The 22120-nt window shown below is 42.0% G+C and carries 19 protein-coding genes; 9 read left to right on the plus strand and 10 right to left on the minus strand.

Annotated elements, in window-relative coordinates:
* Positions 1-130: 130 nt before the first annotated feature.
* The 5 genes from OIZ54_RS13460 to OIZ54_RS13480 all read left to right on the plus strand — a co-directional run bounded on the left by OIZ54_RS13460 (position 131) and on the right by OIZ54_RS13480 (position 7503).
* Positions 131-622 carry an RNA polymerase sigma factor gene (locus tag OIZ54_RS13460; protein ID WP_054982238.1) on the plus strand — a complete coding sequence of 164 codons (492 nt, stop codon included), beginning with the start codon at positions 131-133 and terminating at the stop codon, positions 620-622.
* Positions 619-1359, plus strand: coding sequence for an anti-sigma factor family protein (locus OIZ54_RS13465; protein ID WP_264390593.1), 741 nt, complete (start codon positions 619-621; stop codon positions 1357-1359). The genes OIZ54_RS13460 and OIZ54_RS13465 overlap by 4 nt, the downstream gene beginning before the upstream one ends.
* Before the next feature lie 25 nt (positions 1360-1384).
* Complete coding sequence (locus OIZ54_RS13470) at positions 1385-1897, plus strand: CC0125/CC1285 family lipoprotein (protein ID WP_264390594.1); 513 nt, start codon at positions 1385-1387, stop codon at positions 1895-1897.
* Between the two features lie 497 nt (positions 1898-2394).
* Positions 2395-4749 carry a TonB-dependent receptor gene (locus OIZ54_RS13475; RefSeq protein WP_264390595.1) on the plus strand — a complete coding sequence of 785 codons (2355 nt, stop codon included), beginning with the start codon at positions 2395-2397 and terminating at the stop codon, positions 4747-4749.
* A 351-nt stretch (positions 4750-5100) separates the two neighbouring features.
* A complete protein-coding gene (locus OIZ54_RS13480; RefSeq protein ID WP_264390596.1) occupies positions 5101-7503 on the plus strand; it encodes a TonB-dependent receptor in 2403 nt (800 codons plus the stop codon).
* Between the two features lie 542 nt (positions 7504-8045).
* On the opposite strand, the gene OIZ54_RS13485 is transcribed toward OIZ54_RS13480, so the two are convergent.
* The 4 genes from OIZ54_RS13485 to OIZ54_RS13500 are packed head-to-tail and all read right to left on the minus strand — an operon-like array spanning position 8046 to position 12596.
* On the minus strand, positions 8046-8900 hold the full coding sequence (locus OIZ54_RS13485) for a nuclear transport factor 2 family protein (protein WP_096041991.1): 855 nt from the start codon (positions 8898-8900) through the stop codon (positions 8046-8048).
* Positions 8897-10000: an ester cyclase gene (locus tag OIZ54_RS13490; RefSeq protein WP_264390597.1), complete on the minus strand. Its 1104-nt coding sequence runs from the start codon at positions 9998-10000 to the stop codon at positions 8897-8899. Before OIZ54_RS13490 ends, OIZ54_RS13485 begins: the two co-directional genes overlap by 4 nt.
* A 9-nt stretch (positions 10001-10009) precedes the next feature.
* Positions 10010-10975 carry an ester cyclase gene (locus OIZ54_RS13495; RefSeq protein WP_264390598.1) on the minus strand — a complete coding sequence of 322 codons (966 nt, stop codon included), beginning with the start codon at positions 10973-10975 and terminating at the stop codon, positions 10010-10012.
* Between the two features lie 10 nt (positions 10976-10985).
* Positions 10986-12596 (minus strand): sodium:solute symporter family transporter, encoded by a 1611-nt coding sequence (locus OIZ54_RS13500; protein ID WP_096041989.1) that lies wholly within the window; start codon positions 12594-12596, stop codon positions 10986-10988.
* A gap of 238 nt (positions 12597-12834) precedes the next feature.
* Between OIZ54_RS13500 and OIZ54_RS13505 the strand changes: the two genes are divergently transcribed.
* Positions 12835-13848 (plus strand): ester cyclase, encoded by a 1014-nt coding sequence (locus OIZ54_RS13505; protein WP_264390599.1) that lies wholly within the window; start codon positions 12835-12837, stop codon positions 13846-13848.
* A 55-nt stretch (positions 13849-13903) separates the two neighbouring features.
* On the opposite strand, the gene OIZ54_RS13510 is transcribed toward OIZ54_RS13505, so the two are convergent.
* The 5 genes from OIZ54_RS13510 to hisD are packed head-to-tail and all read right to left on the minus strand — an operon-like array spanning position 13904 to position 18687.
* Positions 13904-14926 carry an ester cyclase gene (locus tag OIZ54_RS13510; RefSeq protein ID WP_264390600.1) on the minus strand — a complete coding sequence of 341 codons (1023 nt, stop codon included), beginning with the start codon at positions 14924-14926 and terminating at the stop codon, positions 13904-13906.
* Entirely contained in the window at positions 14913-15692 is a 780-nt protein-coding gene (locus tag OIZ54_RS13515) for an HpcH/HpaI aldolase family protein (protein ID WP_264390601.1), read from the minus strand. Before OIZ54_RS13515 ends, OIZ54_RS13510 begins: the two co-directional genes overlap by 14 nt.
* Positions 15689-16390 carry an alpha/beta fold hydrolase gene (locus OIZ54_RS13520; protein WP_264390602.1) on the minus strand — a complete coding sequence of 234 codons (702 nt, stop codon included), beginning with the start codon at positions 16388-16390 and terminating at the stop codon, positions 15689-15691. Before OIZ54_RS13520 ends, OIZ54_RS13515 begins: the two co-directional genes overlap by 4 nt.
* A gap of 14 nt (positions 16391-16404) precedes the next feature.
* Positions 16405-17412 (minus strand): LacI family DNA-binding transcriptional regulator, encoded by a 1008-nt coding sequence (locus OIZ54_RS13525; protein WP_024033720.1) that lies wholly within the window; start codon positions 17410-17412, stop codon positions 16405-16407.
* Positions 17413-18687 carry a histidinol dehydrogenase gene (gene hisD / locus OIZ54_RS13530; RefSeq protein ID WP_024033719.1) on the minus strand — a complete coding sequence of 425 codons (1275 nt, stop codon included), beginning with the start codon at positions 18685-18687 and terminating at the stop codon, positions 17413-17415.
* 129 nt (positions 18688-18816) lie between these two features.
* Between hisD and OIZ54_RS13535 the strand changes: the two genes are divergently transcribed.
* Positions 18817-19557: an SDR family NAD(P)-dependent oxidoreductase gene (locus tag OIZ54_RS13535; protein ID WP_264390603.1), complete on the plus strand. Its 741-nt coding sequence runs from the start codon at positions 18817-18819 to the stop codon at positions 19555-19557.
* A gap of 18 nt (positions 19558-19575) precedes the next feature.
* Positions 19576-20574 (plus strand): cupin domain-containing protein, encoded by a 999-nt coding sequence (locus OIZ54_RS13540; protein WP_264390604.1) that lies wholly within the window; start codon positions 19576-19578, stop codon positions 20572-20574.
* Between the two features lie 29 nt (positions 20575-20603).
* On the opposite strand, the gene OIZ54_RS13545 is transcribed toward OIZ54_RS13540, so the two are convergent.
* Positions 20604-21488 (minus strand): DMT family transporter, encoded by an 885-nt coding sequence (locus OIZ54_RS13545; RefSeq protein ID WP_264390605.1) that lies wholly within the window; start codon positions 21486-21488, stop codon positions 20604-20606.
* 105 nt (positions 21489-21593) lie between these two features.
* Here OIZ54_RS13545 and OIZ54_RS13550 point away from each other — a divergent pair, with 105 nt between their 5' ends.
* The gene (locus tag OIZ54_RS13550) at positions 21594-22118 is read left to right on the plus strand and encodes a sel1 repeat family protein (protein WP_264390606.1); all 525 of its coding nucleotides are present in this window, start codon (positions 21594-21596) and stop codon (positions 22116-22118) included.
* Positions 22119-22120: the final 2 nt, after the last annotated feature.

The raw sequence follows: 22120 nt of genomic DNA on the forward strand, positions 1-22120 counted from the left end.
CTTCTATTAAATTTATCATGCTTGTAGTTAACGTTTAACACATAGAAATATTTCATTATTCAAATTATTTTGATTATTTGGGAATAAATGTTTTTTTGAATCGTCTTCTTTATAAAAGGGGTAAAAATCAATGAACGAAACTCTAAAAACCTTATTGCCCATGCTTAGGCGTTTTGCCTACTCGCTAACGGGTAGTAAAGCAGATGCAGACGATGTAGTGCAAATAACAATTGAAAAACTATTAGTAAAAGGCATTCCAGATGACGTTGAGCCTGCTAAATGGGCGTTTAAAATTTGCCGCAATGTGTGGATAGACGAATACCGCTCACGCAAGGTAAGGCAAAATACGGCCCAGGCCGATGTTTTACCAGAGCCAATTACAAGTAATGAGCACCAAACACTCGAAAACAAACAAATGCTTAAAAATGTAAATACAGCACTTGGGCAATTACCCGAAGAGCAACGTGCCATAGTATCGTTGGTGGCAGTGCAGGGCATGGCCTATAAAGAAGTAGCACATACACTCGATATACCTATAGGCAGTGTAATGAGTAAATTATCGCGAGCACGCAGTACACTTTATAACTTAATAAAACCCGACTTTAAAAAGGAGCAAGTATGAACATTAACGACGAAACACTTAGCGCCTTTTTAGACTCAGAGCTAAGCGAGCACGAAATGGAGCAAGTGCGCAAAGCCCTTGAAACCGATGATGAACTAGTGATGCGACTTGCAGAGCTAAGCGAAGTAGACATGCGAGTAAAAGAGCACGCAACAAGTATTGATGACGCCCCCCTTAGTGACTCATTAGCTAAAACGGTTGCAAAGCTTGATACAGCAAAGACAAAATACACGTTAAATAGCAATGTAGTAACGTTAACGCCTTGGCAAAGGGTTAAGCAGTCGGCTAATAAAAGCTTAGCAATAGCTGCAAGCGTTGCCGTGGTATTTGGTATTGCAATGACTAGTTATTTACAACCCAATGAGTCGCAAAATTTAGTAGCCAGTAACATAGCCTCTGCCCTTGATACACAGCTAAGTAGTGGTGAGTATAAGCAAAGTGATGGCTCAGTATTTAGCGCGCAGCTTAGCTTTAAAAATCAGCAAGGTGAGCTTTGTAGGCAGTATGCGCTAAGCTCAAACAATACCACGCAAACAAGCATTGCTTGTAAAGCGCAAAGCGGTTGGCAAATTAAAGCGCAAACAGCCGCGCAGCAAAGTGATAATGGCGCGCAATATCAAACGGCGTCTAATAACAGTGAGTTAGATGCTGTTATAGATAGCATGATCAGCGGCGCACCACTAGATAGAGCGCAAGAGCAGCAAGCAATTAGTGCAAAGTGGCAGTTAAACCAATAATAGTTTTTATAAAACGAGGTGGATAATGAAAACATCTATTTTAATTATCAGTATTTTACTTATGGCGGGTTGCGCATCTAAACCCGACTACCGCCCAGCTAATAATGGCTCACAAGGTTATAGCGAGCAAAAAATTAGTGACGATCAATACCGCGTCGAGTTTAAAAGTGTGTCAAACAACGTAGCCGATGCCGGTGACTATGCATTGTTACGCGCGGCTGAACTTACCCAAGCGCAAGGCTACGACTGGTTTGTTGTAACAAATAAAGAAACCTTTGTTGAGTCTAAGTCGCAAGCGCCCGCGTCATCTATTAGTGCATCACACAGTCAGCAATATGAGCGAAACTGCGGTTTATTAACCTGCGAAACACGCGTACGCCCGAGCAATAGTGTAGGCGTACAAGTGAGCAACAGTGATAAACGCAAAGAAGTACACACCCTGATTGACATTAAAATGGGCAAAGGCATTAAACCCAGCGACAACAGCTATAGCGCACAAGACTTAATTGAAAACTTAAGCAAAAAGACACAAAACTAATTATGAGAATAGTTATTAGCTGTTGCTATTTTACATGTAATTATATTTCAGCCATACGCTTTAACTTTTAGTGACAGTGGGCACTTAATTATTAGTCGGTTAGGTGCCTACTTTAAATGTGATTACCCCCCCCCTTTGGACTTCGAAGTCTTTTAATCTGTATTTTCTCTACCATACTTCTTTCTTTGGTTGTTATTGTTAAATTAAACAGATCAAACCAGTGCTTTAAAGAATAAACTTGTAAAATAACTTTATAATTTATAAGGGTTTATTTTTGTTTAAATACGCTGCTTCGTTTTTAGTGTTATGAACATGTAAAACTTTTACATAATCTTTATTGCATTCGAATGCAAAAAGCGATAGTTTTTATAAGTCGAAAAAATAGGCATTTAAATCGCGCTTTTAATCATTATAAATACTTAAAATTCGGTAGCGGGTTATTTAGCCCTTAAATGCTTAATAAAATAACTTATATCAACAGGTGGAGAATTAATCTCATGGCCGCACATATTTTACGTAAAACACTTATTTTTGCTGCAGTAAACACGGCGATATTGGGCTCAGCCTCGGTATACTCGCAAGAGGCAAAGTTAAACCCTAACAAAGAGTTGGAGGTTATTTCGGTTACCTCTACTAAGCGTGTTAAAAGTATTCAATCAGTGCCGTTGGCTGTGACCGCTGTATCTGCTAAAGATTTACTAGAAAATGGCGTTACTGATATCTTAAACCTTGATAGCTTAGCGCCAGGGTTAAAGTCGGGTGTGTCGGGCAGTGATGCTCGCCCAGCTATGCGCGGTGCTAGAACAGAGCAAGTAGAGGCTAACGATGTTGCCATCGCGTTTTATTCTAACGGTGTTTATCGTCCTCGTCATGGGCAGGCGCTTGCTGGGTTTGTTGATTTAGAGCGTGTTGAAGTATTACGCGGGCCACAAGGTACATTGTTTGGTCGTAACTCATTTGGTGGTGCGATTGATGTTATAGCTAAAAAACCAGAGCTAGATATTACCGAAGGCGGTATGGCCGTTACATTTGGTAATTATGGTCATTTACGTGGTGAGGGCTTTTTTAATGCAGCGCTTACTGATGACACTGCGGTGCGATTTACTGGCGTTCGAGAAATAAGAGATCCCTACGTTGAAAATACATTTAATGAAGATGCAGGCTTAAAAGATGCTGATATGTATTTTTTACGTGGCCAAGTTTTTACTGAAATTAACGACGATATAAATTTAAATGTAAAAGTAGAAACGTGGCAGGATGAATCAAATGGCGGCGGTGCTTTTGGCTACCATATTTTAGGCGTTCCTATAAACCCTGCAACGGGTAAAACAAGTTTGTCGGCACCATTAACTGAGCGAATAGGTCGTGACGATGTGTGTGGCAGTAATTGTGGCCGCTTTGGTGCAGGTTTAGATAACGTTGCAACACCAGGGCTTGATACAGCACAGGCGGTATCGTCAGACCCATTTACTCAGCAGTTTGACTATAAACCATCGCGTGATGTAAGTGATGTAAGCATTAGTGCAGAGCTTAACTGGTCATTAGAGTCGGTAGATTTGAAAGTGATTGCAGCCTCAATGGATTACGAAGAAACGCGTCTTACTGATGGTGATTTTTCGACTTATGCAACCACGGTTGATGGTAATGCGATTGAATCAAAAACAAACTCGTTAGAAGTGCAGGTTAGCTCAACGTATGAAAGCGACTTTGAATGGGTAGCGGGTATTTATTTGCTCTCAGAAGATTTAGACAACGCATTTTTAAATGGCAGTTATGGCGCTGTGGTTGATAATGTGCCAGATACAACGCAACCCCAAGAATTTCAGTACGCGTCGTGGTTAAATCAAATTCAGTTAGAAACAAGATCAGCTGCCGCCTACTTTCAAGGTAATTACACATTTAATGATGATACACGCGGTATAGCCGGCATTAGGTATACAAATGACAGCCGTGAGTGGGATATTTACGGCCAAAACCCAGATAACTTAAGCACGCTCGATTTTTCTGTACTTGAGGTTGATAGCGCAGACGATGATTGGAGTAAAGTAACGTGGAAGCTAGGTCTTGAGCACGATTTAGCAAGTTCTCAACTGCTTTATGCTACCGTTTCTACAGGCTTTTTAGCGGGTAATGCACAAGGCGCATTTAATGGTGAAGATAGCTACGATGAGCAAACAGTAACGGCTTATGAGCTTGGCTTTAAAAGCATGCTGCTTGATAATTCATTAAGATTTAACGCTTCTTTATATTACAACCAGTACGAGGACCTACTTTCTACTCGTTTTCAAAACGTGGGTGGTACGGCGGTGTCGTTTTTTGGTAATGCCGGGGAAATTGATGCTGCAGGTCTTGAGTTAGAAATTGATTGGCAGGCAAGTGATGCATTGCGCCTAGGGGCACGCGCCGCGTTTACAGACTCAACGTATGGCGACTTTGTTACGCCAAATGTATTTGAAGAGGGTGGAGAGACCATTAATGGCGTAGATAACTTACTGCAACTAGATGGTAATGACGTGCAGCTAAGCCCTAAATACAATATTACACTATTGGCCAGTTATGAGTTTGATTTAGGTGATAAAGGCCGCGTTGTGCCTGCTACCAGTATTCAATTATCGGATTCGTATACAACCAACGATTTGCCTTTTTCATTTGGTACTCAAGAAAGTTACCAAAAGTACGATGCTAGCCTTGCATGGTATTCGGCAGATAATGAGTGGTCTGTACGTGCGTATGTTCAAAACGCAGGAGATGAGCTTATACTACTTAGGACAGTCCGCTTTGGTGGTAATGTGGCTGCGGCCGATTATGCTAATCCTCGCACTTATGGTGTAAGGGTAGGCTATAACTTTTAGGCATTTTTCAATAATGTATTTTAAGGTTTAAGTAAAAGTGTAAGTTTGTGCATTTTGCTAAAATATAGCATTGAAATTTTAAATTAAACAATCGCTTACATAGAGCCAGTAATAAATTATTACTGGCTTTTTTTGTGTTTCGAAATCACTTTATTTTTATTTTAATGTATTGTTTTATTTAGGTTAATTTCGACAAGGTTATTATTCGAGCAAAAAGTTGTTGATCTTTTTGACTTCGAAGTCTATTTTAGATCCATGCATTTTCAATTGATACAACTTGTTTACTGTAATAATTGAAAATGTAGGTTTGGGGAGAACTAAATACGTTTTATACTGGGGAGAATAACTATAATGAAAGCTAAATTTACACGGACTCTCGTTCACTTTGCTGTGACCACCGCTATTGCAGCAACCACAATGAACGCACACGCTGCGCAAGAGCCAGAACAAGCACAAGCGCAAGAACAAACCGCAGAGCCCGCGATAGAGCGTATAGCTGTAACGGCAAACCGTCGCTCACAAGACCTACAGGAAGTATCATCATCAATAACAGCATTAGGGGAAGGGGACATTGCCCGTGCTGGTATTATTGATGTTACGGGTCTTGAACAAGTGGTACCAGGCTTACGTATGGGCTCTTCGGGTGGTGAAGTTAGACCCGCTATGCGTGGCGCTCGCACCAACGAAGTAGGTGTAGCAGGCACCGGTATTGCTGAGCAAATTGTAGGTATATTTCAAGATGGTATTTATGTGCCGACTACCTCATCGGGCTTAGGCGCGCTGGTGGATGTTCAACGCATTGAGGTATTACGCGGGCCGCAAGGTACGTTATATGGCCGAAACACGTTTGCGGGCAGTATTAATATTATTACTAATCAACCTGTTTTTGACGATTTACTGGGGAGTATAAAAGTTGAAACAGGCAGTTATAACCGCAGCGCTTACGAAGGAATTATAAATATTCCAGTAAGCGACACCGTGGCAACCCGTTTTGTAGTGGCCTCTGATCGTCACGATGGTTATATCAATAATTTAGTTGTTCCAGGCCCATCAGATGACTTGCGCGAGAAAAACCAGTTTTATATGCGTAACGTTACTAAGTGGGAGCCAAACGAAAAGTTTAATGCCACAGTACGCTTTGATTACTCGCGTAAAGACTCAAACTCAGAAGCTATTTGGGGTTATCAACAAATAGCGGGCTACCAAATTGAAGAAACCTCGCCGGGGTCGGGTGTATTTAACACCACGCCTACAATAACCGAGGGGCATATTTATCAGCCAAGTGATGCACAGCACGAAGACCTTGGCCCGTATGATGTTTACCGCAATGGTTTTTCACTTGATAAGCAAGAAAGCTTTTCGACCACATTAGCACTTGAATGGTATACCGACTTTGCTGATATTAAATGGACCACCAACTACTCAACGCTTAGTGGTAAGCAATATTACGATAACGACTACAGCGACGGTGGCATTGATTTTGTAGGTGGTTTTGGCCGTGAGGATGACCAAAAAACACTCTCATCTGAGCTGCAGTTTTCATCTAACGATGAGGGTAATTTTTCGTGGATTGGTGGCCTTTACTACTTTGACCAAGAAGCAGATTGGAGCTGGTTATCGCATACAGATACCACAGGCGATGGTGTATCAGACTCTGTTGTAGTGCCTTCATGGGGGAACCCTGATTACGACCCGCATACGGCAAAATCTATTGCGGCGTATGGGCAATTACGCTACCAAGTAACAGAAGATTTGCGCGTGGTAGGTGGCTTGCGTGTAAACCAAGACGACAAAACATTTACCGGCGATACAATTCCTGATTGGGATGACTCTGCGCTACTTTATAAAGCGGCTGCCGAGTACGACATTAATAACGATATTATGGTGTATGCAAGTGTAGCGACAGGCTACAGAACCGGTGGCGCAAACGATTCGCGCGTTGTAGCCCGCGGTGCTGACCCACTTTACGATAACGAAGATGTTATCTCTTACGAAATGGGTATGAAAAGCTATTTGCTTGATGGCGCAATGCGTTTAAATCTTTCGGTATTTATGAACGAATACGAAGATGTAAAAGCACAGTTATTTGCAACCTCATGTAACGATACAACCACTGGCGATACTGTTTTAGAGTGTGTTGCCGCAGGTACTGCTACCACCTTTGAATACTACGAAAACGGCGGCGATGTAGAAACTGTGGGCCTAGAAGCTGATATTCAATGGGTGCCAATTGATAACCTAACACTAACCGGTACTTTATCTCTTCTTGATAGCGAATTTGCTGATGGCTATGCAGTAGGTAATGAGCAGCTTCGCCCATTATTAGCATTAGGTAACTTAGAAGGCCGCCAAGATATAAACGACAGCTCTAGTCAGTTTAGTTTTGAAGGCTGGAGCCCCGCTATGGCGCCTGAGTACAGTGTTGGTTTTTCAGCTCGTTATGAGTTTAGCTTAGGGAGTGACTCGTACTTAGTACCGTACATTCAACTAAATTACTTAGACGATTACTACGCGTTTGATACGAACATCCCAGAGGTGCAAGTAGATGCGCACTTAATGGCTGATGCACGTTTAACTTGGTACATTAACGACAGTGTGCAAGTAGAAGCGTACGTTAAAAATATTGGTGATAAAGCGATTTTAACCCGTGGTGTAGTGCACTCACAAATTGTTGATGGCTTACCTGCAAACTCAGTACAAGCTAACTGGAACAACCCACGTACGTGGGGCGCAAGCTTAAAGTATCAGTTTTAGAATTTCCTAAATGGCGGCTTCGGTCATTACTTTCAGCCAGCTATTTATTAGCTGGCTTTTTTATTTTAAGCTTGTTAGTTAGCTCCGGTTAGCTCCGGTTAGCTCCAGTTAGCTCCAGTTAGCTGCTATTTAACCTTACTATTGTATTTACCCCACCTTTACTGGCATTTATTGAGTGCGCTTTTATTGGCTTTAGATTGTAAGCTTAACCTCTCTTACCTGACCTTCATTTAAGTTTGCTAAATGCATACGTGTATTTAAGCCATAAGTGCGTAACTTACAAAGTGGGGTGCTTGGCTTTTGGTTGTATACTCGGGCTTTAGTAAGGCGAGGCTGATACTTTATTTATTGCCTTTAACTATTTTAAAGCGTTATTTTTTAAATAAGTAATACCCACTCGCTTAATTAAGTGAGCTATTTTGAGTTATAAAAGCGAGTCATAAATAGGGTAAAAACTGCTTAAGTATGATTACAGGTTGCTAAAAGGCCATCTATAAAAAAAGCGCTCAGTGAGCGCTTGAAGGGAAGTGGAAAAGGTGACCTTATAATGCAAACTGCTGGTTAAGTGCCAGCGTGTCGAATTGCATTACTTCGTGGGTTATTTGATTATCGCTGATGCTAATAACGCTAATTATTTGCTGACGTACACGTACGTTTTTAGCATTAAAGCTGCCATCGAGAGTCCAGCATAGCGTGGCTTGGTTTTGCGTACTGTCATACTCAACGGTTTCTAGCTGGGCATAGCGTCTGCTTAGCGATTGCGTAAAATCTAAGTGGCAATCAAGCAGCGCGCTAATAGGTTGTGGCTGTGTGTTACCTGCAAGTACAGCCGTAGCGCTTGGAGTATAAAGGGTTTCAAACTGAGCCAGGTTGTTAGTTTGCCAAATTTGCCACCAGTTATCTAAAGTACGAGCAGTGTGAGAGGGCAGCTCGCAAATAGCGCTGGGGGTTGCATGAAAAGTAGTAGGGTGCAGCTGGTTATCTAAATCGCAAACGATAATTGGGTCACTTTTTGGTAGTTTAGGAATAACTGAGCTGTTATTTACCGTTGTATTTACATACTCGTTATTCGCTAACGACAACGTATCAACCACACATTTTACTGACTTAATAAAAGTCCCGTTGTGTTTTATTACAAACGTTAAACGCACTGGGTTTTTAAGCTTTTTAGGCTGTAAAACCAGCTGTAGGGTTTCACGTTCTGCGCCTACACTATGAGTGTGCGATACACACTCAGACACACCATATTGAGCTAAAAAGCTAAGCCACAAAGGCTGCGCCTGCAAAGCACCCATGGCGGTAAAGTGGTGCTGCTGCCAACGGCTACTGCGAAGCAACTTGCTGCTTATGCCTTCAATGTCGGCTTTAGTGTATAAATCGATAATAGCGTTGATCATGCATTTTCCTCCCATTGTGATTTGTTGACTAATGCATGTGCTTTAAATAAGTTTGCATAAAGTGCTACTTCATCAAAAACGGTGATCTCTTCGATGATTTTTTTGTTTTTAATACGCAAATGCGATGCGCCTAAAATAAAGTAAGGCTGCTGTTTAAGCTCACTTAGCTCGTTATTTTGCGGGTTAAAGTGGCCGGCGAGCGACCAACGTATCGCTACATCTGTCGTGGTTTCGTCAAATGGGGTAATAGCTATATGATCAATCGTTAATTTGGCATCGGGGCAGGTTGCAAAAAATTGTATAAATACGCCGTTAATTTGTGCAAGTCCGGTGGCCATTCTGCCGCTTGGCCATTGCTGCGTTGCCGTTAAACTGTAAAATTCGTGCACTTTAGCAAACTGTTTTTGATTAAATAGCGTGTCTAACCAAGTATGGGCAAATGCCGCAAGCTCACCCTCTACAATGGGCGTACTTGCTACGCGGTGATCTATGGCAATTACACGGTTAAATTCATCGTTTAGCCACTGCGTGTGTTTTTCTTTACTCGGAATGTTTGCCATGTGTTTGGCTACATTAATAATGTTTAAGCCAAGCTGCTTAACTAAAAAGCCGTTGTCGCGCACTAGCCACTCTTTAACTATTTTGTTTTCAAAGCATACGCAGTCGGCAATGGTTGTAACACGGCCTGTTTTATGTGTTGCTGGGCCAAACTCAGAGTTACCAGTGTTGGTCATTACACTGCTAATTAAATGTGATGAGTAATAGTGCTCGTTGGCTTCTTCTGAAAACACCACGTTTTCGCCAATTAGGCTCCTGTCGGGGAAGGCCGCAATAGTTTTAAGTGTACCTTGAATAACATCTTCTATGTTTTCGCCATAGGCGCCAAGGGTAAAAACAGGGCATACATCGGCGTAATAGCGATAGCATAAGCCAATGTTTTTTTGCTCCCAAATACGGTGCGTTATGCGTAAAATATAATCAACGATATCAACAAATTCGTCATCAAAACCGATTAAAGGCTGTTGTTTGTCACCTTGCGGGTTTAACACGCTCGATAACGGCAGCCAGTAAGGTTGGGTCATATTATTGTGTTTGTTCATGCTTACCTCTTAATTAGCTGCGGCTATTTTGCGTTGCATTTGCTCAAAAATATCAATGCCCATTCCATTTAATAAATGAGGGATATCAATAGCGACCCAGTTTTCTTTTAATATGCCGTTTTCGCAGCGCCAAAAGTCCATGACACGCGGGAACAGCTTATTGCCAGAAGGCGGTAAACCTAACCAGTCTTCACCGGTATGGGTGCCATACATGTGAGGCCAGCCGCCGGTAGCAACAAAGTTATCGTGACTTACTAAACACAGTGTTTTATTAATACCGCGATCTGGAAAGCCTTTTAAAAACGGCCCTTGATGGTGCTCTCTAAAACCGCTAATTCCGCGGGTTGTACCAATGCCTGCTGGGCCATACCAAATAAAGTCTGGGTGCCAGTATTTTTCTAAATTAATGCTGTATAAGTCTTTACCGTCATAGCGGCCAAGCTCTGTGAGCATATCAACTACAAGTTGCTCGTTGGTTTTGCTAAGCGTTTCGTTTTTATCACCTGTTGGTACGCCATCAAGTGTGGTGGGGGGCATAACTAAACCTGGGTAACCTAAGCTTGGGCGTAATGGGTTTACGCCTACTTGGTTCATTACATCAATTAAATCTAAAAAAGTGTAAACACTAACCACTTTGTTGTTTTCTATTTGCGCCATTTCGCTGTAGCGAATAAACACACTTTTGCCACTGGCAGGAATACCCAATAAAGGCTGTGTAAATGTGCCGGTAAAATACCCTGTTGCACACACCCATTGCTCACCTTTGTAGTCGCCCTGGATAGAGATAAACGGTTTGCGCTCTATGTCAGGTAACGAATGTTTAAGTACGCCAAAGTAATCATTAATCACATTTTGCTTTGTGCTAATAGGCTCAAAAGGGTGGCTTACCTGCCATTGAACGGAGTCTGCAAGCAATGCTTGATTTGGCAATTCTGCAGCGCTGAAGTTTTCGAAAAGTTGTTCTAAAATATTCATTTATTTCACCTTACACAAAATATTCAAATAACATGAGAGAGGCAAAGCTCAGTACAAAAAAGCCAAGTAACCAGTAATTGATTGAGTCAAACTTACCCGGAATTAAGTACCAGCCGTTTTCTTTTTCTGGACGTTTTTGATCTTTAAATGCTTTTAACTGACCTTTAATGGTGTATTCGTTGTAATCCTCTTGATAGCCATCAAATGCAATACTTAACGCAATGCTAAATACAAGGCAGGTTATTGCCCCTATGGCGCAGTACCATGGCCATGCAATGTCGGTAAACAGTGCGCACACAGCAACGGTAATAAACGACACTAAGGTGCCTATTAATAAGCCTTTTTCGGTGGTGTGCTTAGAGAAAAACCCAAGGGCAAACATGCCAAGCTGAGCACCTACAAAGTACGAGCCTACTTTAGTGAGTATTTCTAAAATTGAGCCTTCGCTGTATAGGTGATACATAATGGCCGGAATAATAATGATCACCGCCCAACCTAGCGTAAATAAGCGAGTAACATTTAAATAGTGAGCGTCGTTTTTTTCAGGCGCAAAGTACTTTTTATAAAAATCGATAGTACTTATGGTTGAAAGTGAGTTAAGTGCTGAATCGAGGCTCGACATAGATGCTGCCATTACCGCTGCGGCAATAATGCCCATTAACCCTGGTAAGCCATAATCAGCTGCAAACTGTAAAATAATTAAGTTGTCGTTTTCAAAAGTGCGCCCGCCGTAGTAGCTATAAAACAGCACGCCCATAAATATAAAGAACAAGTAAATAAAGAACGCGATAAAGCCCATTAGTAAGTAGGATTTTTTAGCATCGCCAATATTTTTAGCGGCAAGGGTGCGTTGCACCATCATTTGGTTAGTGCCATACACCGTAATGTGATACAGCGACATAGCCAGCACGCCAGACCACACGGTAGTTACTTGGGTAAAGTCGAGCGAGAAATTAAGTGGGTCTAATTTACCTTGGCTTTTTAGCTCGCTCAGTGTTGAGCTAAATGAACCATCCATAGAGGTAATGAGGGCATACATAATAATACCAGCCCCTATAAATAATATGGCTGACTGAATTACATCGGTCCATATAACGGCGGTTATGCCACCTAGCATGGTATAAATAAGGGCGATTATGGTAACTAAAAATATCGCAGTTATAACATTTATATCAATAATAAAGGCCAACACTAAGGAGGTTGCATACAGCACTGCGGCTGAACCCATAGTTTGTGATATTAACCAAATAGTAGAGATAAGTAAGCGGGCCTTTTTACCAAAGCGGCGCTCTTGGTATTCGTAAATAGAGGCCACACCCGCATTGTAAAAAAACGGAAAAAACAAACACACCACCGCCACAATAACCAGTGGGTAGTTAAGGTGTATGGCAATAACCGAGAGTCCCTCTTTGTAAGACCACGCTGGCGCACCTAAAAAGGTGAGCGCACTTACATAAGTAGCAACAACCGATATACCAATAGCCCACCAAGGTGTTGTTTTTCGACCTATGTAAAAGTCGTTAGCACTACTGATCTTTTTACTAATTACAAACCCAAGTATTAGGTTGGCAATTATGTACCCGATGAGAATGCTCCAATTCAACAATCCAAAATCATTCATAATTAATCCTGTTAGATTAGGTTTTACGGGCTTGAGAGCCTATTTGTATTTTTTATTTTGAATCATCATGAATCACTTTGACTTCGAAGTCAATTCTCATTAGTATTATTTTAAAGCAATTTATAACTTACTATTCACAGGCTTTTAATTACTCTTTAAATGCAATACATTTTGTTAAAGTGTGTTTAACGGCGGTTTGAAGACATTAATTTGACTGCGCAAACAATGAGGAATAATCATGGCAGATATACTTAAAGATAAACAACTAGTTCGTCAATTTCATACTGCATTAGAAAAAGCACAAGGCAATGATTTACAAGCCGTATTTAATGAGTTTATGGCCAATGAATACAGCTTTAAAGGGGTGCACCCGTTTAATGAGCTTGAGTGTGCGAATGATGTAATTGCCCAAGTTTGGCAGCCATTATTTAGCTCGTTTAGTGCGCTGCAGCGCCGTGAGGATATTTTTATTGCTGGGCAAAGCGAAGCCGACGGTGGCCAGTGGGTGATGAGCATGGGCCATTTTATGGGCTTATTTGATAAAGATTGGCTAGGTATTGCGCCAACCCATAAGCTTGCCACTTTGCGCTATGCCGAATTTAACTGTGTTAAAGACGGAAAAATAATTCAGACCGGTTTTTTTGTCGATATTATTGGCCTTATGATGCGAGTAGGTTTAAACCCGCTGCCGCTCTCTACTGGGCAATATTTTACGTATCCCGGGCCGCGTACGCACGATGGTATTCGTTTGGGGAAAAGTAGTGATGAGCAAAGCGAAAAAACAATGGCGCTGGTAAATCAAATGATTGATAACCTAACCGCGCTTAATAAAAGTGGCGTTGATACGTGCCCGCCCGAAGTGCTTGGTAAAACCTGGGATGAAAACATGGTGTGGTATGGCCCAGCAGGCATTGGCGCTACTTACACAATTAAGCGTTATCAGCAGCAGCACATGTATCCATTTAGAGAAGGGTTAACGGGTAAAGTATTTAACGGCCATATTTGCCGGTTTGCTGAAGATGAGTTTGCCTGCTTTTTTGGCTGGCCTAACTTAACTAACACGGCCATTGGGGGCTTTTTAGGCCTACCGGGTGCTAATACCCCAGCAGATATGCGCGTGGTGGATGTGTATCACCGCGAGGGCGATAAACTGGTAGAAAACTGGGTCATTATTGATATTCCTTATTGGTTAAAACAACAAGGCCTAGATATTTTAAAGCGCACGCAAAGTATTGCGAACCCAGGCGCATAGTCTATTTAAGTAATAAAAAAGCTCTGTTTAACAGAGCTTTTTTTGTTTATACGCCCTAGGGCGCAAAGTTTAAATAGCGCGCTTTGGTAAGCTCTTTCATGCGTGCGAATACATCTACCCCAATTTGATGATACACATCAAGTATATCTATCAGCACCCAGTTTTCGCGAATTAAGTTATTCTCGGCGCGCCAAAAGTCGAGACTACGCATGGTTATTTGCTGATTTGCGGGCGCAATACCTAACCAACCATCATTACTAATAGTCATGCTCATACCCGGCCATGCGGTAAAACCAACATAGTTTTCATCGGCAAATAAATAGCCTTTACTTGCATCACCTACTCGGTTTGGGAGGGCATTTAAAAACGGAATTTGATGCCAGTTTCTAAACCCTTTTATACCTCGTGCAGTGCCTATGGTACTTGGCCCATACCAGCTACAGTGCGGGTGCCAAAACTGCTCAAGCTTCATGGCCTCTATACCGCCTTTGGCATAAAAACCAAGGTGCTCACACATGCCGCCCACAAGTTTTAAGCTTTGTGCTGCGTACTCTTCATTGTATTCGTTTGTGATTAATCCATCTTGCGTTGCAGGGCCTGGTACATGCCACTCTTTACCTAAGCTTACCGAAAGCGGCCATACTTTAGCTTGCATCATTACTTCGGGAATATCCCAAATAGCTTGTACTTCTACCACTTTGTTATTTTTAATACGGTAAAATTCATGAAAACGCATGCTAACTTGGTGCCCAGTAGGGGGGATATCAAGCCATGGCTTTTCAAACGAACCGGTATAATAACCGCAACAACCTACCCAGTCTGAGTCGTTAATTGAGCTACCTGCCATAACTATTGTATCGCGGCGCTCTAAGCCTACAAATGCCTCGCTAAGCGGTAAATAAACTTGCTCAATAAGTGCATTAGGGTTGGCAAGTGTTTCAAACGGGTAACACAGCTGAATGAGCGCGTCATCGCTAAACACGGTATTAATTTGTGTATGCAAGGCGTTTATATCAAAGTTATACAGAGCCTGTCTAAAGTCGTGTATTAACGCTTTATTTTTATTATGAATGTTCATTGTTTTGGGCTCCTGTTGCTGTTTCAAATTGCTCTCGCAATTGCTTAGCGCCACTTAATAAAAAGCTGTGATCTGAGCCTAATAAATAAAAGCTCACGCCTAATGATTGCCAATGGCTCAGCTCGCTCAAATTACCTACAAACATGCCACAGCATTTATTATATTTAGCCGCTGCCTTGGCTATTTTAGTAACTGCCTCAAGTACAGTAGGGGCACTTGGGTTGGTTTCGCCAAGGGAAATAGTTAAATCCATACGGCCTATAAAAATGCAGTCTATTTCATCTATTTGGCACAGTTGCTCTATGTTATCCAGTGCATCGGCATCTTCTACTTGCGCAATAATACAGGTTGATGACTTATTGCTTGCTAGATTATCGGTTAGGGCATGGGTTGTGTAACCAGCAAAGCGGCTTGAACCGGCATAGCCTCGGCCGTTATTGCCATAAAAGCAGTTTTTAATAATTGCTTTTGCTTGTTCGGGGGTTTTTATATGCGGCAGCACAAGGCCATCTGCGCCTATATCTAAGCTACTTAATAAAGTGGCGTGGTCTGTATTACTAACACGTATAAGCGTGGGCATATTTTTAGTACGTGCTGCCATTATGCAGCTATCTAAATCGCCTCTATCAAAGGGCGCATGCTCTGCATCAAGGCACAGAACATCAAGGTTAGTGTGAGCCAATACTTCTGTATTATGATAATGCGTGCTTTTAATAAAGGTACCTAGCAGTAGCTGTTTTGCATTTAACTTTTGCTTTAAATTCATGATAAAGACTCCAACCAGTCTAATAAAATTGTGTTTACCGTATTACTTCGCTCAAGCGGGGCAAAGTGAGCGCAATGGCCAAGCAGTACAAGGTCACTATTAGGCGCTGCTTCATGCATACTTTGCTGAACACTTGCCGGGCATAATGGGTCATGCTCGCCCCCAATAATGAGTAGCTTTTTTGTACTTTGCTTTATTACGCTTAACGTATCTTCGCGGGTGGCAAGTGCACTCAGCTGGGCGCTAAAGGCGTTAATACCCAGATCGTTTGCCATGCTAAGTACGGTCTCTTCATGGGCTTTATTTGGTTGGTAAAAGTAGTGCGGCAAAAAGTCACGTTTAAGCAGGGCTTCTAAACTGCTGCTTTTGGCGTGTTCAATTTGTTTGAGCCTAATTGCAGGGCGCTCAGGTTTATCGGCTAAATAATTGCTCGACATTAAACACAAGGAGGTAACTAGCTCAGGGTTTGATTTTAACAGGGCAAGCGCAACAATTCCGCCCATGGAAAAACCTATAAATGGGCCCGGCTCTTGTGCAACTTTTTTGCAAAGTTCTACCATTTGCAAAATGCTAGATTGCTCGGTGAAGGGTATTACACACGGTGTATAACCTGCATTTTGCAGTGCGTTAATTTGCGCTGCAAACATGCGGTCATTACACAGTGTACCAGGTAAAATATAAACAGGATTTTTGGCCACAAAAATTCCTTAATTTAACGTTTTTTAATAGAGTTCCCTTCAATTAATGAACCAGTAAATACCCGAACTTCTGCAGCCGCTTGAGGGTTTTCAATGCGCTCCATTAAAATATCAACAGCGGCTTTAGTAAGCTGTTTCATTGGCTGTTGTATTGTGGTTATTTGATAGTTGTACCACGAGGAGGCATTAATACCATCAAATCCTACAACCGACATGTCGTCGGGCACTTTAATGCAAAAGTTTTCTTTTAGTTCATCAATTACGCCAATTGCCATAGCGTCATTACTGCATATTATGGCATCGGGCTTGGGGTGTTTTTTTAACCATTTTTTAAGTGCGTCGCGTGCCGATTTATACCCATAATCACCATAAATAACCGGCGTGTCTTTAACGCCTAGGGTTTGTAAATAATTTTCGGCTATTTCTCTGCGCTCGTTTGCAACATCTGAGTCGGTAGGGCCGGATATAATTAAATACGATTTATGGTTAGCTTCGTGTAATAAATCAATTAACTGTTTAATGCCTTTGTCGTGATTACAGCAAACGGTGTTTGCATTCGACTCAGGCACATGGCGGTTATAAAGCACAATAGGCGTACTGTGTTTAGCAAATAAGTTTAAGCTTTTACTATCAAAGTGAGCCGCTAGGGCAATTACACCATCAACCTGAAAGGTCCATATGTTTTCGAGTAATTCATCTAGCTCTTCTGCGTTATCAAGTGTAAAGAGCAGCACACGTTTATTGTGCAGTGCCAGCTCTCTGTTTAGCTCAGAAAGCACCTCTGGGTAATTCAGGTTTGCTTGCGATGATAATATAACCGCAACCATACCCGATTGTTTGGTGATCAACATACGGGCAATAGCATTCGGGCGATAGCCCATTTCATTGGCCGTTGCGATTACTTTTTCACGGGTTTTTTTAGACACACTAAAACCGGGTCTAAAAACACGTGATACCGCCGATTGCGATACGCCCGCTACACGGGCAACATCGTATGAGGTGACTCTTTTTTGCTTCAAGATTTACTTCCTATATCGTCTTACACGAATGTCTGCTTGTTCTTTGTGGCCTGCGAACCCTTCTGCAGCACATAATCGTGAACAATACTCACCAACAACCACCGAGGCTTGCTCTGTTACTTGCTGAAAAGTACATGTTTTTATGAATTTACCTACCCATAGTCCGCCAGTATAGCGCGCAGCTTTACCTGTGGGTAGTGTATGATTTGTACCAATACATTTATCACCATACGAAACATTAGTTTGCGGACCTAAAAATAAAGCGCCAAAGTTTTGCATGTTCTCTTTAAAGTAATCGGTATTGCTGGTCATCACTTGCACGTGTTCAAACGCTAAGTCGTTGGCAACTTGCAGCATTTCTTCGTAGGTGTCACATACAATTACTTCACCGTGATCTTCCCATGCTACGCCTGCAATATCGGCGGTGGGTAAAATAGTAAGCTGCCTTTGCACCTCAGCGATTGTATCTTTAGCTAGTTGCTCTGAGTTGGTGAGTAAAATAGCCGGTGAAGTCGGGCCGTGCTCTGCTTGGCCGAGTAAATCTGCCGCACATAGCTCGCCATCTACACTGTCATCGGCAATAACGAGGGTTTCGGTAGGCCCGGCAAATAAATCAATACCAACACGGCCAAATAGCTGACGCTTTGCTTCGGCGACAAACGCGTTACCTGGGCCAACTATCATATCTACCGGCGCAATAGTTTGTGTACCAATTGCCATTGCAGCTACCGCTTGCACGCCGCCTAAACAATAAATTTCATCAGCACCGGCCATATCCATCGCGACTACAATTTCAGGTGATGGCTTGCCATTAAACGGCGGAGCCATGGCTATAACGCGTTTAACACCCGCTACTTTAGCGGTTAATACGCTCATGTGCGCAGAGGCTAATAGCGGGTATTTACCACCTGGCACATAACAGCCTACGCTATCCATAGCGATATGTTTATGACCAAGGGTTACGCCCGGAAGAGTTTCTACCTCTACGTCTTTCATTGAGTCACGTTGTATTTGTGCAAAATTACGTACTTGGCTTTGCGCCCACTTAATATCGTTAATTAATTGCTCATCAAGTTGTGTATAGCAGGCTTTAATTTCGTCTTCTGAAAGTTTGAAAGACTCCGGAGTCCAGTTGTCAAACTTTTCAGAGTACTCACGAATGGCTGCGTCACCTTCGGTTTCAACATGCGCTAAAATATTCTCTACAATATCTCTTACTGATTGATTTTGTTTTTGTTTTGAGTCAATTGGTTGACCCTTTTTTAAATGCTTTATCATTGCTAGTGTCCTTAGTGAGTCGTTGTTATATACACATTTGATGAGACGTATTGGTTAAATAATGTCTTGCATCTAACTGCACTCTAATTAATAATGACTTCGAATGCAATATAGAATTTAGGTGAACAAATGGGATTTGATAAAACGCTTTTAGTGGGTAAAACCATTTTAGTGACAGGTGCAGGCAAAGGTATTGGTAAAGCATGCGTAGAAAAATGCTTAGATGCAGGGGCTCAGGTTATTGCAGTTGCACGTACCCTCAGTGATTTACAAACACTGCAGCAATACGCGCCTGAGCAAATAGAAATTTGGCCGCTAGATATAAATAGCGATGCTTTTTTTGAGCGTTTAAAGGCGCTAAAAACACTCGATGGGCTGTTAAATAACGCCGGTATAAATCGGGTTGCGCCAATGCTTGAGCAAACAGATGAAAATATTGATGACGTAATTGCGATGAATATTCGCAGCGTTTACAAAATTAGCCAAGCGGCACTGCCAGCGCTAATAAATTCTGGCGCTGGGGCGGTGGTTAATATGTCGTCGCAAATGGGGTTTGTAGGTTCACCTAAACGTACTTTGTATTGCATGAGCAAACATGCGGTAGAGGGGTTGAGCAAAGCAATGGCGGTTGAACTTGCCGATAAAAATGTGCGCGTGAACACAGTAGCCCCCACCTTTGTAGAAACCCCAATGACCAAACCCATGCTAGAAGATGCGACGTTTAAGCAGTTTGTTTACGACATGATCCCACTGAAAAAAATTGCCCAAACCGATGATATTGCCAATGCTTGTGTGTTTTTACTAAGCGGCCTTTCGGCAATGATCACCGGTACAAGTATTAAAATTGATGGCGGTTGGACCGCACAGTAACCAATTTAGGAGAGAGTAATGAGTGTATTTGCAGATAGGTTAGTACGATACGATGATTTAATTGCGTGTAAAAATGCCTTTATTGATACACGCTCGCCGGGGAGCGATCAAAAAGAAAACTTTACAATTATTGGCCCAGGCGTTGCCGAAAACCCAAATCAACATGTGCATATTTCTATTCCTCATGGGTTTAATATTGGTGGTGCGCGCCAACCTGCAGGCTGTTTAAATTCGCAGCATAGCCATTTAACTGAAGAAATTTTTGTAGTACACAGTGGTACGTGGGCTTTTTACACTGGTGTTGACGGTAAAGATGCCAAAGTAATTTTAAATGAAGGCGATATTATTTCGATCCCGATGGATATATTTAGAGGGTTTGAAAATGTTGGCGACGGCGTAGGCTATTTATATGCGGTACTTGGAAGTGATAACCCAGGTAGAGTACTTTGGGCTCCGCAAGTATTTGACATGGCAAAAGAATACGGACTAATTTTGCTAGAAAATGGCAGCTTAGTAGATACCACGTTAAATGAAACCATCCCCGATGGCGTAAAGCCAATGGCAGTGACCAGCCAAGAGCAAATAGCGCAGCACAGAGTAATAACCGATGAAGAGCTGGCACAAACAGTGGTTAAAGCCAGCAACTTTAACTGGAATAAACGCTCGTACCTTAGCCAGTTTGATGGCGTATATGAAGCGCCATTAGTCGGTGATTTAAACGCCAAAACATGTATTCAAACACAGCTAAATTGGCCTCATGGCTTTAATATTTCTGCGTTAAAGTTACAACCTGATGCACAGGTTGCGCCTCATATTCGCTTTGAAGAAGAGGTTATATTTGTTCATCAAGGAAGCGTAACAATAGACTTAGGTGATGAAGTATTAACGCTTAACCAAGGTGATACTTTTTCAGTGCCTATTGAGCACGTAAGAGCCTATAGCAATAATAGCCAAACCGACTGTGTGCTTTATATAACGCGCCGCCACGACGCGCCAAAAGACCCACAATTTGTTTAAACTTTAATGCCATATAAAATTTAAGGCACTTAGCTTGTTTTAGCTAAGTGCTTTTTTCGTGGTAAAAAACCAGTAACCAACATAGTACCCACAATAACAAATAATGCGCCGAGTAACGTATTTGGCCCTATTTGCTCATCTAAAATTAAATGCCCCCAAAAAATGCCAAATAGCGGAATTAAAAACGTGACCGTTAAAGCTGAGGTTGGGCCTATATCGTCAATAAGTTTAAAAAATAAAATATAAGCAAGTGCGGTACACACCACGCCAAGTGCTAATACGCCAAGCATAACGTTGGTACTAGGTACTTCGCGCATTGGCATAAAAAGTATAAGGGGCAGTACTATAAAGCTGGCTGCCCACATAGAGCCGTGTGCGTTATCGAACGGGGCAAGCTTAGGGGCATTTTTTGTATAATGGGATGCAATGGCATAACACAGGGAGGCGCTTAGCGCTGCTGCAATCGCAATAAGTGACTGACTATTTAATACAAAATGATTTTGCCCAACTAAAATTGCCACGCCTATTAAACCCAACAGCAAACCTAACACCATGCTTTTAGTCGGTTTGGTTTTGCTCCAAATAATGCCCACCACCGCGCCCCATATGGGCGTTGTAGAATTTAAAATAGATAAAGTAGAGGCGCTAATCGTTTGCGCGGCATAAGCAAACAGTAAAAAGGGTAGGGCGGAGTTAAGTGCGCCAATTATAAAAAAGTGCTTTGTTTGCGCAGTAAACGCCAAGCGGCGTTTTAAGTACAGCGCCACAATAAAGAGGGTGAGTGCGGCAAAGCCAACTCTAAACTCTATTAACACCGCTGGGCCTAAGCTGTTTGCTGCCATTCGCATAAATAAAAATGACGCGCCCCAAATTGCAGCCAGAAAAAATAACCGAAGTAAACTTGCTAAGCTCATGATAGTATTTTAATTATACAAATTAATTTACAGAGTAACAGGCTTTGCATTAACTGTAAGCCAGATTCGGTACTCGCATATAAAAATAATAAAAAAGGAATAGTCATGAGTCGATATTTACTGATCACAGCAATTATGGGAGTGGGTTTATTAAGTGGTTGTGGGTCTACGCCTATTAATTTATACGATGACATAACCATGAAAAAACATGAGTACAATGGCATAAAAGCGTATAAAAAAGGAGATTATAAACAAGCCTTTATGTACCTAAAAGACCCTGCAGCACTTGGCTATAAAAGCGCGCAATACACATTGTCGTTTATGTTTTTAAAAGGGCAGTACTTAACACAATCTACTAACATGGGTATGGGGTGGCTAGGCGTTGCAAAAGAGGCTGGAGTTGAAAGTTGGCAGGCGCAATACAATACCTTTTATAACGCGGCCAGTTCGGCGCAACAGCTTAAAATAGACGAAACCGTTGCGTTGTACATAAGCCAATATGGCAGTAAAGCACAAAAAATGACGTGCCGTCGCTCAACAACCCCAAGACGCACGTTTGGCGAGATTAAAATTGATTGTAACAAACACGATGGCACTGTGACTAAATACGAAGTGCAAACAAAAGAGTAATG

Source organism: Pseudoalteromonas sp. A3, from assembly GCF_025942345.1.
In the GTDB taxonomy this organism is placed as follows: domain Bacteria; phylum Pseudomonadota; class Gammaproteobacteria; order Enterobacterales; family Alteromonadaceae; genus Pseudoalteromonas; species Pseudoalteromonas atlantica.